A 20,905-nucleotide genomic window follows, 5' to 3' on the forward strand; every position below is an offset into this window, starting at 1 on the left:
GCGGAACATGCGACTAATTTTCATGGGCACGCCCGATTTTTCGGTCCCGGTATTGGACGCTCTGGTCAATGCGGGGCATGAGATCGCCGCCGTCTATTGCCAGCCGCCGCGCCCCGCTGGCCGGGGCAAGAAGGACCGCCCGACGCCTGTGCATGCGCGGGCGGAGGCGTTGGGGCTGGAGGTCCGGCATCCAGTCTCGCTGAAATCACCCGAGGAACAGGCCGCGTTTGCCGCCTTGAACGCGGATGTGGCGGTGGTCGTCGCCTACGGCCTGCTTCTGCCGCAGGCCATTCTGGACGCACCCGCGCAGGGTTGCCTGAACATCCATGCGAGCCTGTTGCCGCGCTGGCGCGGGGCCGCGCCGATCCATCGCGCGATCATGTCGGGCGACGCGGAAACCGGAATCTGCATCATGCAGATGGAGGCGGGTTTGGACACCGGCCCCGTTCTGATGCGTGAAGCCACGCCGATCGAGGCCGAGGAGACCGCCGCGCAGCTACACGACCGGCTCTCAACTATGGGGGCCGCGTTGATCACCGAAGCCTTGACCCAGCTGCCGGACCTTACACCCCAGCCACAACCCGAAGAGGGCATCACCTACGCTTCAAAGATCGACAAATCCGAGGCGCGGATCGATTGGACCTGTCCCGCGGTTGAGGTCGACCGCCAGATCCGGGGCCTTTCGCCCTTTCCCGGCGCGTGGACCGAGATGGAGGGCGCCCGTCTAAAGCTGCTGGCCTCGCGCTTGGCAGAGGGGCAGGGCACTCCGGGAGAGGTCCTGACAGCCGAATTGCATATCGCCTGCGGGCAGGGCGCGGTTGAACTGTTGCGCTTGCAACGGGCAGGCAAAGGCGCGCAGGATAGGGAAACCTTTCTGCGAGGCTGGCCCATACCGGTCGGCACCTGCCTGACGTCGGAGTAGAGACAGATGTTCATGGTCCTGATGGGCACCGTCGTGATTGCCGGGATAGTCGGCTATCTGTCCGAAAAGACGGAATTCACCCATAACGGCTACCTTCAATCCATCATCATCTGTGTCGGTGGAGCGTTCCTGTTCTACTTTGTCCGCATCATGTTCGGCATCAGCTTTGGTCCGCCTGGGCTGGACGCGGTTCTATCCTCAATCGGTGCGCTAATCATCGTGCCGACCCATTGGAGGCGATGACATGCCCGTTGTCGCCCTGATCGTGATCGGAGCCGCTGCAGGGTTCCTTGCCACCCGTCTGATGCGGATCGAGGCCGATATTCCCACGACCATGCTGATTGGTATCGTCGGTGCCTTGGTCGGCGGGTTCCTGTTGCGTGCACTGATCACCGTTTCCGGCTGGTTGTCCGGTTTTGTGGGGGCGGTGCTGGGCGCGTTGCTGGTGATCTGGATCTGGCAGAGTTTAAAGGGCCGTTAAGGCTTGACCTTTCCCTTGGGTCGCCGCCAGATCAAGCCGTTTTTAAAGCAGGTGACCCATGTCTTATGATCTGAACGCTGGTGATGTTGCCCTGATGGGCGTTCCACTGGATTTGCATTCCTCATTTCTGCAGGGTCCTGCCTTTGCACCCGGTCGCATTCGCGAGGCGTTGCATTCCGGTGCGGCCAACTTGACGGCCGAGGATGGTACCGATCTGGGCGCTACGGACCGGTTCAAGGATACCGGCGATCTGGATGTGTTCGAGATGCGCGGGCAAGAGCCGATCGACCGGATCGAGGCCGGTGCTACCGCACGGATCGAAACTGGCGCGCGGCTGTTGTCTCTGGGCGGTGATCACTCGGTCGCCTTCCCGCTGATCAAGGCCCATGCCGAGCGGTACGAGGGGCTGAACATCCTGCATATCGACTCGCATCCCGACCTGTATGACACGCAGGATACTGGCCCGCTGGGCCATGGCTGCCCTTTCGCGCGGGTGATGGAGACCGGCAAGATCAAACGTCTGGTGCAGGTCGGCATCCGCACCATGAACAAGCACCAACAGGAGCAGGCGGACAAGTTCGGGGTCGAGGTGATCGATATGCGCAATTGGCGTCCCGATCTGGAGATCAACTTTGACGGGCCGGTCTACCTGTCGCTGGATCTGGATGCGCTGGACCCGGCCTTTGCACCGGGTGTGTCACATCACGAACCCGGTGGGCTCAGCACGCGTGAGGTGATTGACCTGATCCATCGGTTCGAGGGGCAGTTGGTCGGTGCGGATATTGTCGAACTAAACCCCCATCGCGACCCCTATGGCATGACCGCAATGGTGGCCGCGAAATTCGTAAAAGAGATCGGCGCGCGGCTGTTGTCGCGCTGAATTCAGCGCGCATCGCAGGTTGAGGCTGACCCCAGCCGCGTCGCGCGAGTGGTGGCCATGTCGTGGCTGTTGGCCTCGGCGGCTGTCATCCAGTGCATTTCGTCCTCCGAGGCGACTTCTAGCGTGTACCAATAGAAATCCTCGGACACGCCGATATCGTCATAATAGTCCAGATATCGGTCGTGTTCGGGGTCGTCCTCGGGCAGCTCGGTGGCGATGATGCCCCCTCCTCCCCAGCTATGAACGCCGACGCAGGCGCCCGGCTGCAAGGTGCGCCTGTTGCCCGCCAGAAACAGGTCCGTCCCGCCCGAGGCGACCATGCCGTCGGACGGCACGACCGTGTCAAAACCACGTTTGCGTACCTCGCGCGAGAAGATCACGTTGGCATCGTCATCCACCGATCCTTCTATGTTTTGCAGGACAAGCGTTTTGATCTGCGGGTTGTCGGCGGCCACCACTCGAAAGGCACCAAGGGTGGTGTGGTCGATGGCTCCGGTGACAACGATCTGATCGCCCTGGGCTACGAATTGCGGCGGGCTGTAGGGTTCCGCGCAAGCGACGAGGCAAAGCGCACCGGCGGCGAGCAAAGACAGGGCAGGTTTCACAAGCGGGCCTTAGGTTTGTTTCGGTGTTATACGCCCTATTGGCGCGGCGGGCGGGCTTTGTAGACAGGAAGCCTCCAACCAAAGATAAGCGATCCGGCGCGCAAGGCCCAGCAGATCGCGGCACATAGCGCCAGCGCGGGCAGGCCTTCGAGCCCAAGTCGTGTCGCGACCACCGCCGTCAACGCACCTGCAAACGCGCATGAGACGTAAAGCTCACCCTGTTTAAGCACCAGAGGGACTTCATTACAGACCACATCGCGCATCAATCCGCCCAGACATCCGGTGGTTACGCCCATCAGCACCACGACGATGCCGGATTGATCCAGCGAAAGCGCTGCTCCAGTTCCCGCAGCAACGGCAATGGACAAAGCGAAACTGTCCAGCCAGATCAGCCAGCTATAGCGGCTTTCGACCAGATGCGCGGTGAAGAACACCAGAACGGCGGCCCCGACCGCGATTAGGATGTAGTCCGGCTGGCCGACCCAGAAGACGGGATGGCGATTCAGCAGCAGGTCCCGCACGGTGCCGCCTCCGACCGCAGTCAGGCAGGCGATAAAGGCAAACCCGACCAGATCAAGCTGCGCCCGGCTGGCCACCAGCGCCCCGGTCAGCGCAAAGACCAGAACCGAGGCATAGTCCAGCAGGGCAAGCGCGCTCACTCCTGCGCCTTTGCGGGTTTGAAGGGGGCCATGCCCGCACGGGCCAGCTCATCTGCTTTTTCGTTTTCGGGATGGCCTGCATGGCCTTTGACCCATACCCATGTCACGTCATGACGACCCTGCGCCTCGTCCAACCGCTGCCACAGGTCGACGTTCTTGACGGGTTTCTTGTTCGAGGTTTTCCAACCGTTCCGCTTCCACCCGAAAATCCATCCCGTTACGCCGTTTTTCACATAGGCGCTGTCGGTCACAACGGTGATTTTGGACGCGCGCTCCAGCGCCTCCAGCGCGCTGATAGCGGCCAGCAGTTCCATCCGGTTGTTGGTGGTCTCGGCCTCACCGCCTTTAAGTTCCCGTTCTTTCAGGACCGAGTCCCCCTGCATCGCGCGCAGCAGCACGCCCCAGCCACCTGGGCCGGGATTGCCGGAACAGGCACCATCGGTATACGCAAATAGCTCAGGCATGGGCGGCAAGCCCAATCCAGTCCGAGACCGAGCCATCCAGCCCAGTGCCGCTGCCAAGTCGTCGTGCGGTGACGGTAAAGCCCGCCTTTTGAAGATAGGTTTTCAAGTCTTCCTCGGAATAATAGCTGTAGAAGCGCCCCAAACGATCCGGCCCTTCTCCCTGTCCCAGCTTCATGGCGATATAGAAGACGCCCTCGGGTTTCAACGCCCGGTGAATGGTCGCCAAATGCTTCGGGAAGTCCGCGCGTTTGGCGTGCAGTAGGCTGAAATTGGCCCAGATGCCGTCATAGTCTCCCTCGGCCCTTAGATCCGAGAACGCCGCTTGGCGGGCGGAAACGCCATGGTGGGCCGAGGCTAGCCGGACCATCTCGGCCGAGGCATCCATTGCCTCAACCTCCAGCCCCGACTGCGCCATGATAACTGATGAGGCACCGGGACCGCAGCCCAAATCCAACACCTTTCCGCCTGTTGGTACCGCCTGAATGAAACGGGTCAGTTGCGGGTCCTCGGTGTTGGCTTCATCAGTCAGATCGGCATAGCGCGCGGCCTGTTCGTCGTAGACTGAGATCGTCTCACGATCGCTCATAGGTATACCCCGACAGCCAAGCATAACAGCACGATCGCCGTCAGCAGGATACGCAATCGCATCCACCAGCGTGGCGCGAGACCCCAATACCAGAACAGGGCATCCAGCACCAAAAGCCCGGCAAAGCCGATCATCAGATTGGTGCCCGCGCTGATCGGCCCGCCGCCTGTCATGAAAAACGCCCAAAGGGCGGGAAGGACCGACAGAGTATAGCCCACAGTCGCCCTGCTGCCCAAGGTCTTGGTGGCGAAGCCCCACAACACACCTGACATGAAACTCAGGATAACCGAGCCATAGAACAGCTGGATGTAAGGCCCAACGAAACGAGAGCCTAGCTCGCGCGTGCCCAGATCGTGCAGATCCGAATTCAGATAGGTCAGTGCCCCCCAAATGAACGGGATCAGCCCCGCCAACCCCAGATAGAGCGCGGATTTGGGGACGCCGTTCATGCCGGTTGTCTCAACACGCGGGGGACTTTGAATTCTACGTTTTCGACGGCGGTTTCCACGAGGTCGACGGTTACGTCGTAGTGATCGCTGAACGCGTCGATGACCTCATTCACCAGTACCTCAGGGGCTGAGGCCCCGGCGGTGATGGCAATGCTCGAAATTCCCTCAAGCGCGCGCCAGTCGATATCGGTGGCGCGTTGAACCAACTGCGCATAGTTGCATCCGGCGCGCGAGGCGACCTCGACCAATCGCCGGGAGTTGGACGAGTTCGGAGCGCCCACCACCAGCAGCGCATCCGCTTTCGGCGCGACGGCTTTCACGGCCTCTTGCCGGTTGGTTGTGGCGTAGCAGATGTCTTCCTTGTGCGGGCCGACGATCTTGGGGAACCGCTCTTCAAGCGCTGCGATGATATCCTTGGTGTCATCAACCGACAGGGTGGTCTGGGTGACAAAGGCTAGCTGATCGGGATTGCGAACCTGAACCGTGGCAACATCTTCGACGGTTTCGACCAGTAGCACCTCACCTTCGGGCAGTTGTCCCATGGTACCGATGGTCTCGGGGTGACCTTTGTGGCCGATCATGATCATCTGCAGGCCATTGTCCGAGTGGCGCTGCGCCTCGACATGGACTTTCGAGACCAGAGGGCAGGTGGCATCGACATAGATCATCTCACGCCGGGCAGCGGTGGCAGGGACGGATTTGGGGACCCCATGGGCCGAGAAGATCACCGGTCGGTCATCTGGGCACTCATCCAGTTCCTCGACAAACACGGCCCCCTTGGCGCGCAGCCCGTCGACCACGAATTTGTTGTGGACGATCTCGTGCCGGACATAGACCGGCGCGCCCCATTTCTGTAGCGCCATCTCGACGATCTTGATGGCGCGGTCCACGCCCGCGCAGAACCCGCGCGGCGCGGCAAGGTACAAAGTCAATGGCGGCTTGGTCATGTCGCTGTCTCCTTGCGCCACAGGTAGGTCTTTTCACGGCCTTGGTCCAGACAGGGCGGCGTCATTGATCTGACATGAATCACTGATAGCCCTTGGGTGTTTCAGTACCAAACCTTAGTTAAAGAAGCGCGGCCAGGGTTTCATACCCTGACCGCGCTAATCTCATCCCCAATTGTGACGCCGTGGGCTAGTGCCCGCCGGCGGCAGCAACACTACGTGGTTCTGTCGGCATTTCCCTAGGCGGGCGGCCGATCACGTCACGCAGGTCTTCCAGTTCGATGAAGTTGTCGGCCTGGCGGCGCAGCTCGTCCGAGATCATCGGCGGCTGGCTGCGGATGGTCGACACGACCGAAACCCGTACGCCCTGACGTTGCAGGCTGGCAATTAGCGAGCGGAAATCCCCATCGCCCGAGAACAGCACAATGTGATCAACGCGTGGCGCCAGTTCCATAGCATCGACGGTGAGTTCGATATCCATGTTACCCTTCACCTTCCGACGCCCCATGCTGTCGGTGTATTCCTTGGCGGGTTTGGTCACCATGGTGAAGCCATTGTAGTGCAGCCAGTCAACAAGTGGTCGGATCGGAGAGTACTCGTCATTCTCCAGCAGCGCTGTGTAGTAGAAAGCACGCAGAAGCTTGCCACGGCGCATGAATTCCTGCCGCAGAAGCTTGTAGTCGATGTCGAAGCCAAGTGCTTTTGCGGCGGCATAAAGATTCGAGCCGTCGATGAACAGCGCTAGCCGTTCGTCCTTATAAAACATAAATAGGTCCTTCCGGTATAATCCAGCCCGCTGCGCGTTTAAGAGTGAGTGGTGTAAAATTAAGCGTGATGGTGTGCCTATAATTAGGGCTTTTAATGCGCATCGCAAGTATGCATTTGGCCGAATATGGGGGTATTAATGGGCAAAACCATGTCAAATGCAGTTGTTGCGATGGGCGCAAATCTCAATCAGAGCGGACTAGGGCCCAAGGTGACACTTCGCAACGCAATAAAAGCGCTTGCGGACCGTGGCGTGGTGATTCGCGCTGAAAGCCGGTTTTTTGAAACCCCCTGTTTCCCTCCGGGTGCGGGCCCCGACTACGTCAATGCAGCCCTTCTGATCGAGACTGAGCTTCCGCCTGCGCAGCTGCTGGCGGTCCTGCATGAGGTCGAGCATGAGTTCGGTCGTGAGCGGGCGCAGCGCTGGGGGATGCGGACGCTGGACCTGGATCTGGTGTGCTACGATGATCAGTTACTGCCCGATCCTGCCACCTTCGATCGTTGGCTGACCCTACCAGCGGATGCGCAGCGCCAAGAGGCGCCAGAGCAGCTGATTTTGCCGCATCCCCGCCTGCAGGACCGGGCCTTTGTGCTGGTCCCCATGGCCGACGTGGCCCCGAACTGGAGCCATCCGGTTCTTGGCCAGACCGTCCAACAAATGCTCGAGGCGCTGCCAGCTGAAGATATAGCAGCGGTCACACCTTTGTAGATTGGTGGATTTGCGCTATTTCCTGCTTGTCAAGGCGTTCAATCGGTCTTAGATACAACGCTTCCTGATATGGACTCAGCAACGGAGTAGCGTTCCATGGCCCGCGTGACGGTTGAAGACTGCGTAGACAAGGTTCCCAACCGGTTTGAACTGGTGATGCTTGCCGCCCATCGTGCGCGTGAGATTTCCGCCGGTGGACCGATCACTGTGGACCGTGACAACGACAAGAACCCCGTTGTCTCGCTGCGTGAAATCGCCGACGAAACGCAGAGCGCGGACGAACTACGCGAGCGTCTGATCGAGGCCAACCAGACCCAGATCGAGGTTGATGAGCCGGAAGAAGATCAGATGGCGTTGCTGATGGGTGCCGAATCGGACAAGCCTGCCGAAGATGACATGTCGGAAGAAAAACTCCTGCGTGCTCTGATGGAGGCTCAAGGGCAGGGGTAAGCCCTCAAAACGAAGGTGCGGACCGGATGATTTCTGCTGACGACCTGATTGCGCTGGTCCGCAATTATAACCCAAAGACAAACGCTGAACGCATCGCCAAGGCCTATGAATTCGGTCAGCAGATGCATGAAGGGCAGTTCCGTCATTCCGGCGAGCCCTATTTTACCCATCCCGTTGCCGTTGCCGCCATCCTGACCGAACAGCGTCTGGATGATGCGACCATTATCACGGCGCTTTTGCACGACACGATCGAAGACACCAAAGCCAGCTATGGCAAAGTGGCGGAGCTGTTCGGGGATGAGGTTGCCAAACTGGTCGATGGCGTCACCAAACTGACCAACCTGCAACTCTCAAGCCGCGAAACCAAACAGGCCGAGAATTTCCGCAAGCTGTTCATGGCCATGTCCAAGGACTTGCGGGTCATTCTGGTCAAGCTCGCCGACCGTCTGCATAACATGCGAACCATCAAGGCGATGCGCCCCGAAAAGCAGATCGTCAAAGCACGCGAGACGATGGATATCTACGCGCCGCTTGCGGGCCGGATGGGCATGCAGTGGATGCGCGAGGAGCTCGAAGACCTCGCCTTCCGTGTGCTGAACCCCGAAGGACGCCAGTCGATCATCCGCCGCTTTATCACCCTGCAGCGCGAAACCGGAGATGTGATCCACCGGATCACCGGTGACATGCGCCATGAGCTGGAGAAAGCGGGCATCGAGGCCGAAGTCTTTGGACGCGCCAAGAAACCCTATTCGATCTGGCGCAAGATGCAGGAAAAGGATCAGGGCTTCTCGCGCCTGTCCGATATCTACGGGTTCCGCATCATCACCGAAACCGAGGAAGACTGCTATCGCACCCTCGGCGCGATCCACCAACGCTGGCGGGCGGTGCCGGGGAGGTTCAAGGATTATATCTCTCAGCCGAAATCGAACGGCTACCGCTCGATCCACACCACTGTTTCGGGTCGTGACGGCAAACGGGTCGAAGTTCAGATCCGTACCCGCCAGATGCATGATGTGGCTGAAACCGGTGTGGCCGCGCATTGGTCTTATCGCGACGGTGTCCGGACCGAGAACCCATTTGCGGTCGACCCGGCCAAGTGGATTTCGAACCTGACCGAGCAATTCGACAATGAGGAAGATCACGAAGACTTCCTCGAAGCCGTCAAGCTTGAGATGTACTCGGACCAGGTGTTCTGCTTCACGCCGAAAGGCGATGTCGTGAAACTACCGCGCGGGGCAACGCCGATTGATTTTGCCTACGCCATCCACACCCGTATCGGGCACGCATGTGTCGGGGCAAAGGTCGATGCGATCCGCGTGCCGCTCTGGACCCGGCTGAAGAACGGGCAGTCAGTCGATATCATCACCGCCGATGGCCAGACCCCTCAGGTCACTTGGCTTGAGATAGCGGTAACCGGCAAAGCCCGCACCGCGATCCGCCGCGCCCTGCGCGAAGTTGACCGCGAACGGTTCATCAAGCTGGGCAAAGAGCTTGCGCGTTCTGGTTTTGAACATGTCGGCCGCAAATCCACCGATAAGGCGCTGGACACAGCTGCCAAGCACCTGCGTTTGAAAGACCGGCATGAGTTGCTCGCGCGGCTGGGAAGTGCCGAACTGACAGCCCATGATGTGGTCAGCGCCGTTTATCCGGAACTGACACAGGATGACGGCGATGCGATCCCCCTGCGGCGCGCCGTGATCGGTCTTGAGCCGGGACAGAAATTCGACCGCGCCCCCTGTTGTCAGCCCCTGCCGGGCGAGCGGATTGTCGGCATCACGCATCGGGGTAAGGGCGTTGAGGTTCACGCCATCGACTGCAACCGCCTGGGCGCATACGAGAATGAACCCGAGCGTTGGGTCGATCTTCACTGGCATTCCGGCACCCACCCGGCGGTCTATGGCGCGACACTTGACCTCACCATCGGCAACGATGCAGGCGTGCTGGGGCGTATTTGCACATTGATCGGCGAGAAAAAGGCCAATATCTCGAACCTTGAGTTCGTCGACCGCAAACCGGATTTTTACCGACTGCTGATCAATGTCGAACTGCGAGACCTTGAACAATTGCATTCGCTGATGCTGATGCTCGAGGCAGAAAGTGACGTGGCCGCTGTCGAACGGTACCGAGAGCGTGAAAATGCCGCCCTGCCGGCAGGTTGAGATGAGGTGATCAGGAGTGGTTTTCAAGCGCCGAGATCGACGCTCTCCCATTCAGGCCGCATCTGAGTTTGTCTATCCACGTGGCGGATGGACCCGCGCCTTTCACTATGTCAAACATCGCGTTCGCCGTTTGCCGGACTCGCCAGAGCGGATCGCACGCGGTATCGGGGCAGGGGTGTTTGCCGCGTTTACCCCCTTCTATGGGCTGCATTTTCTGGTCGCCGCAATCGGTGCGCGCCTGCTCAACGGCAATATCGTGGCCGCCCTCAGCGGCACGTTCTTCGGCAATCCGCTGACCTATGTTCCGATTGGCGTCATCTGCCTGCAGACGGGGCATTTCCTTCTGGGTACCGAATTCGAGAAAAGCGAAACCCGCGGCCTGATGGGGAAATTCGCGGATGCGATGGGCGATCTGAAGAACAACTTTCTCGCCATCTTCACTGACCGCGTCGCAGATTGGCACGGCCTCGGCCTTTTCTACCGCGAGGTATTCTACCCCTATATGATCGGCGGCATTCTTCCCGGTCTGCTGGCGGGGGTAATCTGCTTTTACCTCAGCCTGCCGCTGATCCGCACCTATCAACAGCGCCGCCGCGCACGGATCAAAGCCAAATTCGAAGAAATCAAACGTCTTGCCGAAACCGAGGCTGACACTTCGGTGGAAAAGGCACTAGCTTCAGCTCAAACCGTGAAAAAGGAATCGCGCGATGTCTGACACTTATCTGCGTCTTGGTGTGAATATCGACCACGTCGCCACCGTGCGCAATGCACGCGGCGGGGCTTACCCCGACCCGCTGCGCGCCGCCAAGCTGGCTGAAGAGGCCGGGGCCGATGGCATCACGGCGCATCTGCGCGAAGACCGCCGTCACATCTCGGACGCTGATATCGACGGGTTGATGGAAGTCCTCTCGGTTCCGCTGAACTTTGAGATGGCGGCCACTGACGAGATGCAGAAGATCGCCCTTCGGCACAAACCTCATGCGGTCTGTATCGTGCCGGAAAAGCGCGAGGAACGCACCACCGAAGGCGGGCTCGAAGTCGCGCGCGAGGAAAACAAACTGGCCCATTTCATTGCTCCGCTTCGCGATGTCGGTTGTCGCGTGTCGATCTTCATAGCCGCCGACCAACGCCAGATCGAGGCCGCCCATCGCATCGGCGCCGAGGTAATCGAGCTACACACAGGCGCCTATTGCGATGCCTTCGCCGAAGGCCGCATGGAAGACGCCGAGCGTGAGCTGGAAAGCCTGCGCCAAATGTCGACGTTTGCCCATTCGCTGGGCCTCGAAGTCCATGCGGGCCATGGGTTGACCTATGAGACGGTGAAACCTGTAGCGGCCTTCCCCGAGGTGCGCGAGTTGAACATCGGCCACTTCCTGATCGGCGAGTCGATCTTTCTGGGCCTCACCCCCGCCATTCAGGAAATGCGCCGCCTGATGGATGAGGCGCGGGCTTGATCACGCCTGCTTTCATAGCGATCTGGTTTGCCTGGTTGATGGCGGGTGGTTCACCCGGCCCAGCCACCATGGGCATTGCCGGTACAGCTATGACTGAAGGTCGCCGCGCAGGGCTGGTCTTTGCGCTTGGCATTTGCGCGGGCTCCGCTGCTTGGGGTATCGCCGCCGCGCTGGGCCTGTCGGCGATCATGCTCGCCAATGTCTGGGTCTTCGAAGTGATCCGTTACTTTGGTGTCGCCTATCTTGGCTGGCTGGCCCTCAAGGCCCTGCGCCGCGCGATGACCGCTGGTGAGGTGCCATTGGGCAAGCCAGTCACTGGTTCGCTGCGTACGATCTTTGCGAAAGGTGCAGCCATTCACCTGACGAACCCCAAGGCGATCCTCAGTTGGGGATCGATCTATGCGATTGTTGCCCCAAATGATGCCAGCCTATGGGTGTTGTTGGGATATTTCGGCCTACTTTATGCGGGATCTTTGCTGATCTTCATCGGTTACGCCTTCCTGTTTTCCTCGGTGCGTATGGTTAGCGCCTACCGGCGTGCTCGACGTTGGTTCGATTTTGCCTTTGCAGGGTTCTTCGGCGTCGCCAGCTATAAGATTTTGACGGTGCGGTTGTCGTGATCCTAGGCGTTGGCACAGATCTCGCGAATATCGAGCGGATTCAGCGCACGCTCGACCGTTTCGGCGACCGTTTCCGCAATCGCGTGTTCACCGAGACCGAGCAGCGCAAGGCCGAACGTCGCCACGACACCGCAGGCACCTATGCCAAACGCTGGGCGGCGAAAGAGGCCTGCTCCAAGGCGCTGGGCACCGGTCTGCGCATGGGCATCGCCTGGAAGGACATGGCGGTCAGCAACCTGCACACGGGCCAGCCCGTGATGCATGTAACCGGCTGGGCCGCCGACCGGCTGCACCAGATGACGCCCCCCGGACATGAGGCGATCATCCACGTCACCCTGACCGATGACCACCCTTGGGCGCAGGCCTTTGTGGTGATCGAGGCGCGCCCGCTTCAAGAACCTGGTACGCAGCCTTGACTTGGCCCCGCATGGCCCGCATGTAGCACCCAACACACCAAGGAGCGAAAGAGCAGTATGGCCGAGGACGTCAAAACCGGAAATCCCATCTGGGAGACGATCAAAACCATCGTCTATGCCCTGTTGATCGCAGGCGTTTTCCGCACCCTGTTCTTCCAGCCCTTCTGGATTCCCTCCGGCTCGATGAAGCAGACCCTGCTGATCGGTGATTTCCTGTTCGTCAACAAGATGGCCTACGGTTACTCCTACGCCTCCTGTCCTAGCCTGATCATCCCCAGCGTCGGTCTGAATATCGACGCCGAGGATATCTGCGGCTGGCTTCCAGGTGACGACAATACCCGCATCTGGGGCGGAGAGCCCGAGCGCGGCGATGTGATCGTCTTCCGTCACCCTGTGACGGGGCGTGACTACATCAAGCGCCTCATCGGTCTGCCGGGCGACCGCGTTCAGGTTCGCCAAGGGCAGATCATCCTGAATGGCACACCCGTCCCGCAACAGGCCGATGGCGTGTTCACCGAAGTGGCGGCTCCGCAAGGCCCGCAGCGCCTGCGTCCGCGCTGCTCCAACGGTCCGGTCGGTATCGGTGGCGTTTGTGAGAAAGAGCGCTTTGTCGAGACCCTGCCCAATGGCGTATCCTACGATGTGCTGAATATTGGCAATCAGGGGTCCGACAATACCGGCATCTACACGGTGCCCGAAGGCCACTATTTCTTCATGGGTGACAACCGAGATAACTCTGCTGATAGCCGCCTACCGCAATCTGCTGGCGGGGTAGGCTATGTTCCTTACGAAAACCTGATCGGTCGCGCCGACCGGATCATGTTCTCGTCGGCCGGCCGGTCTATGCTGTTCTTCTGGACATGGCGCAGCGACCGCTTCTTCAAGGCGGTCAATTGAAGGTATCGGCCGATATAAAGGCGTTTCAGCATCGCTTGGGGTACAAATTCTCTAACCCCGAGCTGTTGGTGCGGGCATTGACCCACGGTTCGGTTTCGTCCGCCACCCGGCCCGACAACCAGCGGCTCGAATTCCTGGGCGACCGCGTTCTGGGTCTCGTAATGGCAACGGCCTTGCTGGAGGCGGATAAGAGGGCCTCCGAAGGCCAACTGGCCCCGCGTTTCAACGCGCTGGTGCGCAAAGAGGCCTGTGCCGATGTCGCCCGCCAGATTGATCTGGGCGCGGTGCTGAAGCTGGGCCGGTCCGAGATGCTGTCCGGTGGTCGCCGCAAACAGGCGCTTCTGGGCGACGCGATGGAGGCAGTAATCGCCGCCATCTACCGCGACGCCGGGTTCGAGGCCGCCCGCGATGTCATCCTCGCCCTCTGGGGCGATCGCATCCACACAGTCGAATCCGACGCCCGCGATGCTAAAACCTCGCTGCAGGAATGGGCACAGGCCCGCGGCCAGAAACCGCCTAGTTATATCGAGGTCAAACGCAGCGGCCCCGACCACGCCCCGGTTTTCACCATCGCCGCGCGCCTGCAAGACGGGGCCGAGGCACAGGCCACCGCCGGATCAAAGCGTCAGGCTGAACAGGCGGCGGCAAAAGCCCTTCTGGACGCTCTGCCAAAATAGCCCCCGCCCCTCTTCCAAAACCCGATCCACTCTTCATCTGGCTGGAAATATCCCGGGGGTGAGGCCGGATGAAATCCGGACGAGGGGGCTGGCCTCCTCCCGGTTGGATTGGCGCAGCCAATCCAATCCTTAGACCACCCGGATATACCCGGTCAGACCAGTTTTCTGATGCTCGATCACATGGCAATGAAAGGCCCAGTCACCGGGATTGTCGGCGACCAGAGCGATCTCAACGACCTCATCCTTCAAAAGCAGCATGGTATCGGTCAGCAAAGGCGGCAGTTTGCGTAGGTTCGACTTCAAAGGCGTAAATACAAGCCCATGCAAATGGATCGGGTGCAGGTTCGGCGATTCGTTCCGTAGCCGCAGAACATAGCTATTGCCCATCTCCAATACGGCCAGAGGGCCAACGCCCTCGGTGGCATCTCCTGCCCACGGGGTCCGGTTGATCGACCAGAAATTATACCCCAGAGAGCCACAGAACCCGTTATTCGGCTCTCCACCCTCGGGCGTCCAGCCAAAGACGAACTCATGCAGCTCGGCAGTGGCGAGATCAGGCCGTGCAACCGGGTTCGGGGGCAATGGTTTCAACTCCCGCAAATCACGCGCAACATCCGCGCCCACGGCCCGAAGACGTGCCATCGGGCGATGCGGCTGACCCGGCAGTTTCGCGACCAGATCCACCATCTGCCCCTCGCCTGAGGGCATCGCCACTGCAAAATCCACCCGTTGGCCCGGTCCGACGAGCAGAGGGTCCTCGGCGCTTGGCAGGGGGAGCTCGACATCAACCGGATGTCCGTCCCAGGCGATGATCCGGGTCTTGCCGCCCGCAAGATGCAGCCGATAAATCCGGGTCGTGTCCGTGTTCACCACCCGCAGCCGTACCAACCCGCCCGAGACGTGGTCATAAACGGGCGTATCCAGCCAGTTCGCGGTTTGTAGATTGCCGAACGTTCCAGCCCTTGCTGCGCCGCGCTGGGTGTACGCGGGCAGGAACTGGTCTTCATCATCCAGACGAAAATCACGCAGATTGACGATCTGTTCGCTGTCAAATCCGGGGTCTTCGGCCTCGGCAATGACCATCACGCCGGTCAGACCATGGGCCATCTGCTCCATCGTCATGCAATGGGGGTGGTACCAATAGGTTCCGGCATCGGGCGGCGTGAACTCATAGTCGAACAGTTCATTCGGCCCCATTGGCATCTGGGTCAGATAGGGAACGCCATCCATTGCGTTCGGAATGCGCAGCCCGTGCCAATGCATCGCGGTGTAGTTCAGTGTCGAGTTGCGCACCGGCAGGCGCATCGCCTCGCCCTGACGGCCCCGCAGTACCGGCGGCGGCGCATCAGAGGATAGGCTGACCATCCCGGTCGTCACCTGATCGCGCAATGTAAAACTGGCCGATTGGATGACCAGTTCAGGCGCGGCCGAGGCTAGACCGAACCCTCCCAATCCGATTGCCCCTGCGGCGGCGCTGGTGCCCAAAAAGAACTCGCGACGTTTCATGAATTGCCTCTTTGATGAAATCCTCGCCTGGCTGTCATGGGCGTGGCGTATGGCTACAGTTTCACTGCGCACAACGGATCGCAATGCGACAAAACCCTCTGGCCCGCGCGGGCATTCTGCTATAGGGGTGCGCACTTGCAAACAGGATCGCAACACACATGACCACACGCGCCGGATTTATCGCCCTGATCGGAGAGCCCAATGCAGGCAAATCCACCCTTTTGAACCGCATGGTCGGGGCCAAGGTCTCGATCGTGACGCATAAGGTGCAGACCACCCGCGCCCGCATCCGTGGCGTGGCGATGGAGGGCGACGCGCAGCTGGTTTTTGTGGATACGCCCGGCCTGTTCAAACCGCGCCGCCGTCTGGACCGAGCCATGGTTGCCGCTGCCTGGGGTGGGGCGGCTGATGCGGATGTGGTTGTCCTGATGATCGAGGCCCATCGCGGCATCACCGAAGGCGTCGAGCGGATCCTCGAAGGTCTCGAAGAGATCGGGCAGGGCCGCACCATCGCGCTGACCATCAACAAGATCGACAAGGTGCCGTCCGAGAAGCTGTTGGCGCTGACCAGCGACTTGAACGCTCGCTACCCTTTTGCTGAGACCTTCATGATCTCGGCTGAGAAAGGCCACGGCGTCGACGACCTGCGCAAATGGCTGGCGGGTGAGCTGCCCGAAGGCCCGTGGCTTTATCCCGAAGACCAAATCGCTGATCTGCCCCTGCGGATGATCGCCGCCGAGATGACACGCGAGAAGCTGACCCTGCGCCTGCATCAGGAGCTGCCCTATCAGCTGACCGTCGAAACCGAGAGCTGGGAAGAGCGCAAAGACGGCTCGGCCCGGATTGATCAGATCATCTATGTCATGCGCGACGGCCACAAAGGCATCGTGCTGGGCAAAAAGGGCGAGGCGATCAAGGCCGTCAGCCAGGCCGCGCGGGCGGAATTGGAAGAGTTCCTCGACCGCAAGATTCACCTGTTCCTGCAAGTCAAAGTCCGGCCCAACTGGTTGGAGGAATCCGAGCGTTACTCGGAAATGGGTCTGGATTTCAAAGACGGCAACGCATGACCCGTCTGACCGCAGACTTCTGGGTCCATGCCTATCTGGCGCGGCTGCGGTTTCAGGAAATACCGGCCTTTGTGGTGGCGCATGGCGACGACACGGCGGGTGCGGTGCTGGTCAAGCTCAACACACTCGACGGGCAGGCGGTGGCCTTCCAACGCAGCTTTGACCTGATGAGCGGCGCGCGCAAATGGGTGGAACTCTCAAGCGGCGCCGAAGGAGATGTGGACGAGGCCATCCAGCGCCAGCGCAGCTTTGACCCTGATCTCTGGGTGATTGAGGTCGAAGACCGGCAGGGGCGGCATTTGCTGGATGAAGAGGGGCTGGAATAGACCCACCCACAGGGACTTGGACAGGCGGCTCAAACCGTCTAGTTTGAAGGGCAGGTCGGCAAGGCCGATCATTGAGATAACCGCAAAAAGGTCAGGTGTTGGCGTGGCTGAAACACTCGCTGAGAAACTTGAAAAATCGAACCTGGGTCATTGGATGCAGCGATTCGAAGGCTTCATGGTCTTCATTGGTGTCGTCGGCCCCTTTGCCACGCTGCCGCAGCTGATCAAGCTGTTTTTCACCCACTCGCAACACGCCACTGGCCAGTCGCTTTTGTCCTGGTCGCTTTATGCTGCGCTGTCATTCCTGTGGTTTGCTTATGGGTTGGTTGTCGGGAAGCTGCCGATTTACGTGGGCAATGGGATTTCGATGATCCTCAACCTGTTGATGGTGGTTGGTATCCTGATGCACGCGGGCCTGACGTTCTGAGGGGTCCTTAGCCCAACAACAACGGCTCCAACGACACCCGCAGCGATACGGCGGCGAAGAACAGAACACTGCCTGCCAGAACGAAAACATGCCAGATCGTGTTGTGATAGGGCATCCAATCGGACAGGTAGAAGATGACGCCTGCGGTGTAGACTACCCCTCCGGCAATCATAAGGGCTAGGACCGAGGGTGGCAGCTCGTCTAGCAAGGCATGCCCGCTCCAGACGGCAGCCCAGCCCATGCCCAGATACAAGACCAGCCCGATCCAGCGAAAGCGGTGAGGGTCTACCATCTTAAGCACTGATCCCAGCGTGGCTGATGACCAAAGGCCGATCATCAGCCCCGGGGCTTGCGCTCCGGACAGCAGCAGGAACGGCGTGTAGGTGCCTGCGATCTTCACATAGATGCCCGAGTGATCCAGCCTGCGTAGAACTTCGGACCAGCGGTCGCTGACGACCATATTGTAGAGCGCAGAAAAGCTGAGCATCAGGATCAGCGTCACACCGTAGATCGACGCGCCGATAACTGCGTCCGGGTCGGCGCGATAGTACATCGTCATGACAATCAGAATGGGAACCGCGATGAGGGCTAGAAACAGACCCAGAACATGTACAACTCCGTCACTGATGCGCTCGGCCCGGCTATAGGCTGGCCGGATATGTGCAAAAGATCGCATGGTAAAAGGGTAGGGCCGCTGCCGTCCTTGGGCAAGTCTGCCCGGCTGAACTTATAGTGTGGGCGTCACAGCTTGCGGCGCTGGCGGGTGTTTTTCATCCACTCTTCATCAAACCGCAATGCTCAGGTCGGATCTTCGCCGGGCTTTGGGTCTTTGTACCGGTTGAGGTCCAGAATACCCGCCTGAATTGGTTTGTCCTTCAGAAAACGGGCGTGGATCTTATCGCTGATGACCCAGAAGTCTTCGCTGGTCCGGCGCACGCCGAAATCGGCAATCAACTGCATCCAATCCTCTTGCGTGGCGACCGCTTTCACAGCCTGAATAAAGTCGGGCAATTGCGCTTCAGGCAGTTTGAAGAAGAAGTTTGGGTAGCTTCCGATCATCTCAGGCAGAATGGTCAGAACGTCTTTTTCGGGCTCTCGCCGGGCGGATTCGTCAAACAGGAAGGCAATGTTGGTATGGGCCTTGTCGTGGATCAGGGTGAAAACCTCGGTCGTGTCGTCGCTTGTCTCGACCACCAGCAAGGAAAGGTCGGGCAGGAACTTGACCCACGGCCCGGTCTGGCTGGCCAGAGCTGTCAAGGCAACCTGCGTGCAATCCCCATCGTCGCATCGGTTGATAGGGTCGGAGAGCGACCATAGCCCATTGCCACGGGCCAGAAGCCGCAGAAAAAACTCCTGCTTTGGAGCATCCGTTTCAAACGTGATCCCCGTGGGCATCGTGTCGTCGATGCGACGGGTGTGCCAGAAAGTGTGCAATCTAGCCAGAACGCCCCGATACCAGCTTTCGTGCATCCCCGGCCGCAGATTGCGCGGCATGAAGGTCAGGAAGTTGTCCTCACTCTCCATTCGCAATTCGTCCATGTAGATACGGGTCGCCAGTTGGTGTTCGACACGTCCGAACACGTCATATCCGGCAACCAGATTGTAGTAGATCCGTTCAAACACCGGATAGTCGATGACCCAGGCAGTTTCCGGAATATCGCCATGAAAAGGGAATTATATACTTAAGTAACATTTATGATTGACGGACTCCGACGCATTTGTTACATTTTAATAACATTCAGGAGTGTAAAAATGACAAAAGCACCGGGAAAATCAAACCGCAAGGGCCTGACCTTCCTACAGGTTGCTGCAATGTTCGGTAATGAAGAAAAGTCGCGTAAGTGGATTGAGGAACTACATTGGCCAGATGGTCCGTTTTGCCCGCATTGCGGTTCTTTCAACGTGCAGTCAGGCATCAGGCATCCAAGCATGACGCACAGGTGTCGTGAGTGCTCCAAAAAACCCATGTTTACGGTTCGGGTCGGCACGATCCTTGAGAATACCCGGCTACCATATCGCACATGGGCCATTGGTATTTACTTGTTCACAACTAACCTTAAGGGCGTATCTTCGATGAAGTTGCACCGTGAGCTTGGTGTTACGCAGAAGTCCGCGTGGTTCATGCTGCATCGTCTTCGGGCTGCAATGGAGGCAAACATGCCTTGGTTTAATGGCCCAGTCGAAGCAGATGAAACCTACATAGGCGGCAAGGAAGGCAACAAACACGCGAAGAAGAAACTCAAGGCTGGACGTGGCGCTGTTGGCAAGGCTGCTGTTGCTGGTATCAGGGATCGCGAAACGGGTCAGGTTGTTGCCAAAGTGGTAGAGAGCACAGACAAAGAGACCTTGCAGGGGTTTGTGAACGAGCATGCCGTCGAAGGAGCAACACTCTATACCGATGAGGCTAGTGCCTACAAGGGCATTGACAGGCCGCATGAGGTGGTAAAGCACTCAGTGGGTGAATATGTCCGCGATCAGGCGCACACCAACGGGCTGGAAAGCTTTTGGGCTCCTATGAAGCGGGGTTATAATGGCGTCTATCACAAGATGTCGCCCAAGCATCTGCAACGCTATGTGGACGAGTTTCAGCACCGTCACAACAACAGGCCAAAGGATACAATCGACCAAATGGGCGGCGTTGTGCATGGGATGGCTGGAAAGAACCTGCCTTACAAGAAGCTAATCGAGGATAACGGATTGAATAGCGGAGCGCGGTCATGAGCGTCGGAACTTCGCAAAGTACTGCCGGGGTATTTTCCAACACGCGCACGGTGACCGTGCCAAAGCTGGTGCTTCCCGATGTCCTTAAGCCCAACACGCGCCTTAAGATGGACGGTCTTGAGTTCCTTTCCGCTATACCTGCGGACGCAGTTCCAGTCGCATTCTTCGATCCCCAATACCGTGGCGTGCTTGAAAAGCTGGCATATGGGAACGAAGGCAAAGTTCGTGGAAAACGCCGCAGCGCCCTACAGCAAATGCCGGAGGAGGCCATCGCCAATTTTATTCGCGGAATAGATCGTACGCTTATCCCATCAGGCCATCTCTTTTTATGGGTGGATAAGTTTCACCTTTGCCAAGGTATTCACCCGTGGCTGGACGGAACGAGGCTGGACATTGTGGATCTTTTAACGTGGAACAAGGGTACATTTGGTATGGGCTATCGCACTCGGCGCAGAGGAGAATACTGCATAGTACTACAGAAACAGCCGCGTAAGGCAAAAGGCGTGTGGAAAATACATAACATTCCAGATGTAATTCAAGAACAAGTATCCCAGCGGGATCACCCACATTCCAAACCAATAGACATACAAGGTCAACTCATGGCCGCCGTGAGCCACGAAGGCGATTTTGTAATTGATCCGGCTGCCGGGTCGTTTTCGGTTCTGCAAGCGGCACGAAACCATGGCCGCACCTTCCTTGGTTGCGACTTGAACGGTTAGAT

The 20,905-nt window shown here is 59.1% G+C and carries 28 protein-coding genes; 18 read left to right on the forward strand and 10 right to left on the reverse strand.

From position 1 onward, the window contains the following. Nucleotides 1–7: 7 nt before the first annotated feature. The 4 genes from fmt to speB are packed head-to-tail and all read left to right on the forward strand — an operon-like array spanning nt 8 to nt 2,283. Nucleotides 8–922, forward strand: coding sequence for a methionyl-tRNA formyltransferase (fmt, locus tag ACOERD_RS01110; protein ID WP_419737747.1), 915 nt, complete (start codon nt 8–10; stop codon nt 920–922). A 6-nt stretch (nt 923–928) separates the two neighbouring features. Further along, nucleotides 929–1,165, forward strand: coding sequence for a hypothetical protein (locus tag ACOERD_RS01115; RefSeq protein ID WP_170380460.1), 237 nt, complete (start codon nt 929–931; stop codon nt 1,163–1,165). A gap of 1 nt (nt 1,166) precedes the next feature. Beyond that, the gene (locus ACOERD_RS01120; protein ID WP_419737748.1) at nt 1,167–1,403 is read left to right on the forward strand and encodes a GlsB/YeaQ/YmgE family stress response membrane protein; all 237 of its coding nucleotides are present in this window, start codon (nt 1,167–1,169) and stop codon (nt 1,401–1,403) included. Nucleotides 1,404–1,461: 58 nt separating this feature from the next. Then, nucleotides 1,462–2,283, forward strand: a complete 822-nt coding sequence (gene speB, locus ACOERD_RS01125) for an agmatinase (RefSeq protein ID WP_419737749.1) — start codon at nt 1,462–1,464, stop codon at nt 2,281–2,283. Nucleotides 2,284–2,285: 2 nt separating this feature from the next. On the opposite strand, the gene ACOERD_RS01130 is transcribed toward speB, so the two are convergent. The 7 genes from ACOERD_RS01130 to ACOERD_RS01160 all read right to left on the reverse strand — a co-directional run bounded on the left by ACOERD_RS01130 (nt 2,286) and on the right by ACOERD_RS01160 (nt 6,756). Then, nucleotides 2,286–2,888 (reverse strand): alpha/beta hydrolase, encoded by a 603-nt coding sequence (locus tag ACOERD_RS01130; RefSeq protein WP_419737750.1) that lies wholly within the window; start codon nt 2,886–2,888, stop codon nt 2,286–2,288. A 35-nt stretch (nt 2,889–2,923) separates the two neighbouring features. Continuing rightward, nucleotides 2,924–3,547, reverse strand: coding sequence for a trimeric intracellular cation channel family protein (locus ACOERD_RS01135; RefSeq protein ID WP_170692850.1), 624 nt, complete (start codon nt 3,545–3,547; stop codon nt 2,924–2,926). Continuing rightward, nucleotides 3,544–4,011, reverse strand: coding sequence for a ribonuclease HI (gene rnhA / locus ACOERD_RS01140; RefSeq protein ID WP_419737751.1), 468 nt, complete (start codon nt 4,009–4,011; stop codon nt 3,544–3,546). Before rnhA ends, ACOERD_RS01135 begins: the two co-directional genes overlap by 4 nt. Then, entirely contained in the window at nt 4,004–4,597 is a 594-nt protein-coding gene (locus tag ACOERD_RS01145) for a class I SAM-dependent DNA methyltransferase (RefSeq protein ID WP_419737752.1), read from the reverse strand. The genes rnhA and ACOERD_RS01145 overlap by 8 nt, the downstream gene beginning before the upstream one ends. Then, entirely contained in the window at nt 4,594–5,046 is a 453-nt protein-coding gene (locus ACOERD_RS01150; protein ID WP_419737753.1) for a DUF3429 domain-containing protein, read from the reverse strand. Before ACOERD_RS01150 ends, ACOERD_RS01145 begins: the two co-directional genes overlap by 4 nt. Next, a complete protein-coding gene (gene ispH, locus ACOERD_RS01155) occupies nt 5,043–5,993 on the reverse strand; it encodes a 4-hydroxy-3-methylbut-2-enyl diphosphate reductase (protein ID WP_419737754.1) in 951 nt (316 codons plus the stop codon). Before ispH ends, ACOERD_RS01150 begins: the two co-directional genes overlap by 4 nt. Nucleotides 5,994–6,180: 187 nt before the next feature. Further along, the gene (locus ACOERD_RS01160) at nt 6,181–6,756 is read right to left on the reverse strand and encodes an NYN domain-containing protein (protein WP_419737755.1); all 576 of its coding nucleotides are present in this window, start codon (nt 6,754–6,756) and stop codon (nt 6,181–6,183) included. 138 nt (nt 6,757–6,894) lie between these two features. Here ACOERD_RS01160 and folK point away from each other — a divergent pair, with 138 nt between their 5' ends. The 9 genes from folK (at nt 6,895) to rnc (ending at nt 14,137) form a co-directional block, all read left to right on the forward strand. Beyond that, entirely contained in the window at nt 6,895–7,464 is a 570-nt protein-coding gene (gene folK / locus ACOERD_RS01165; protein WP_419737756.1) for a 2-amino-4-hydroxy-6-hydroxymethyldihydropteridine diphosphokinase, read from the forward strand. A 96-nt stretch (nt 7,465–7,560) separates the two neighbouring features. Next, nucleotides 7,561–7,914, forward strand: a complete 354-nt coding sequence (gene rpoZ, locus ACOERD_RS01170) for a DNA-directed RNA polymerase subunit omega (protein ID WP_170380450.1) — start codon at nt 7,561–7,563, stop codon at nt 7,912–7,914. A gap of 26 nt (nt 7,915–7,940) precedes the next feature. Further along, entirely contained in the window at nt 7,941–10,073 is a 2,133-nt protein-coding gene (locus ACOERD_RS01175) for a RelA/SpoT family protein (RefSeq protein WP_170556386.1), read from the forward strand. A gap of 16 nt (nt 10,074–10,089) precedes the next feature. Then, nucleotides 10,090–10,788, forward strand: coding sequence for a DUF2062 domain-containing protein (locus tag ACOERD_RS01180; protein WP_170556387.1), 699 nt, complete (start codon nt 10,090–10,092; stop codon nt 10,786–10,788). After that, nucleotides 10,781–11,527 carry a pyridoxine 5'-phosphate synthase gene (locus tag ACOERD_RS01185; protein WP_419737757.1) on the forward strand — a complete coding sequence of 249 codons (747 nt, stop codon included), beginning with the start codon at nt 10,781–10,783 and terminating at the stop codon, nt 11,525–11,527. The genes ACOERD_RS01180 and ACOERD_RS01185 overlap by 8 nt, the downstream gene beginning before the upstream one ends. Next, complete coding sequence (locus ACOERD_RS01190; RefSeq protein ID WP_170768421.1) at nt 11,524–12,147, forward strand: LysE family translocator; 624 nt, start codon at nt 11,524–11,526, stop codon at nt 12,145–12,147. Before ACOERD_RS01185 ends, ACOERD_RS01190 begins: the two co-directional genes overlap by 4 nt. Then, a complete protein-coding gene (gene acpS, locus ACOERD_RS01195; protein WP_170529093.1) occupies nt 12,144–12,563 on the forward strand; it encodes a holo-ACP synthase in 420 nt (139 codons plus the stop codon). Before ACOERD_RS01190 ends, acpS begins: the two co-directional genes overlap by 4 nt. A gap of 57 nt (nt 12,564–12,620) precedes the next feature. Next, entirely contained in the window at nt 12,621–13,460 is an 840-nt protein-coding gene (lepB, locus tag ACOERD_RS01200) for a signal peptidase I (protein ID WP_170474120.1), read from the forward strand. Then, complete coding sequence (gene rnc, locus ACOERD_RS01205; RefSeq protein WP_419737758.1) at nt 13,457–14,137, forward strand: ribonuclease III; 681 nt, start codon at nt 13,457–13,459, stop codon at nt 14,135–14,137. The genes lepB and rnc overlap by 4 nt, the downstream gene beginning before the upstream one ends. A 129-nt stretch (nt 14,138–14,266) precedes the next feature. On the opposite strand, the gene ACOERD_RS01210 is transcribed toward rnc, so the two are convergent. Further along, nucleotides 14,267–15,643, reverse strand: coding sequence for a multicopper oxidase family protein (locus ACOERD_RS01210; protein ID WP_419737759.1), 1,377 nt, complete (start codon nt 15,641–15,643; stop codon nt 14,267–14,269). A 158-nt stretch (nt 15,644–15,801) separates the two neighbouring features. Here ACOERD_RS01210 and era point away from each other — a divergent pair, with 158 nt between their 5' ends. The 3 genes from era (at nt 15,802) to ACOERD_RS01225 (ending at nt 17,463) form a co-directional block, all read left to right on the forward strand. Then, on the forward strand, nt 15,802–16,710 hold the full coding sequence (gene era / locus ACOERD_RS01215) for a GTPase Era (protein WP_419737760.1): 909 nt from the start codon (nt 15,802–15,804) through the stop codon (nt 16,708–16,710). Beyond that, nucleotides 16,707–17,036 carry a DUF1491 family protein gene (locus tag ACOERD_RS01220; RefSeq protein ID WP_170641401.1) on the forward strand — a complete coding sequence of 110 codons (330 nt, stop codon included), beginning with the start codon at nt 16,707–16,709 and terminating at the stop codon, nt 17,034–17,036. The genes era and ACOERD_RS01220 overlap by 4 nt, the downstream gene beginning before the upstream one ends. Nucleotides 17,037–17,139: 103 nt before the next feature. Next, nucleotides 17,140–17,463: a SemiSWEET transporter gene (locus tag ACOERD_RS01225; RefSeq protein WP_170662549.1), complete on the forward strand. Its 324-nt coding sequence runs from the start codon at nt 17,140–17,142 to the stop codon at nt 17,461–17,463. 7 nt (nt 17,464–17,470) lie between these two features. On the opposite strand, the gene trhA is transcribed toward ACOERD_RS01225, so the two are convergent. Then, the gene (gene trhA / locus ACOERD_RS01230; protein ID WP_419737761.1) at nt 17,471–18,139 is read right to left on the reverse strand and encodes a PAQR family membrane homeostasis protein TrhA; all 669 of its coding nucleotides are present in this window, start codon (nt 18,137–18,139) and stop codon (nt 17,471–17,473) included. Nucleotides 18,140–18,261: 122 nt separating this feature from the next. After that, nucleotides 18,262–19,119 carry a fatty acid cis/trans isomerase gene (locus ACOERD_RS01235; protein ID WP_419737814.1) on the reverse strand — a complete coding sequence of 286 codons (858 nt, stop codon included), beginning with the start codon at nt 19,117–19,119 and terminating at the stop codon, nt 18,262–18,264. Between the two features lie 96 nt (nt 19,120–19,215). Between ACOERD_RS01235 and ACOERD_RS01240 the strand changes: the two genes are divergently transcribed. Beyond that, nucleotides 19,216–20,184 (forward strand): IS1595 family transposase, encoded by a 969-nt coding sequence (locus tag ACOERD_RS01240; protein ID WP_419737678.1) that lies wholly within the window; start codon nt 19,216–19,218, stop codon nt 20,182–20,184. Next, a complete protein-coding gene (locus tag ACOERD_RS01245) occupies nt 20,181–20,903 on the forward strand; it encodes a DNA methyltransferase (protein ID WP_419737677.1) in 723 nt (240 codons plus the stop codon). Before ACOERD_RS01240 ends, ACOERD_RS01245 begins: the two co-directional genes overlap by 4 nt. Nucleotides 20,904–20,905 lie beyond the last annotated feature (2 nt).

The organism is Ruegeria sp. (assembly GCF_965199275.1).
Classification (GTDB): Bacteria; Pseudomonadota; Alphaproteobacteria; order Rhodobacterales; family Rhodobacteraceae; genus Ruegeria.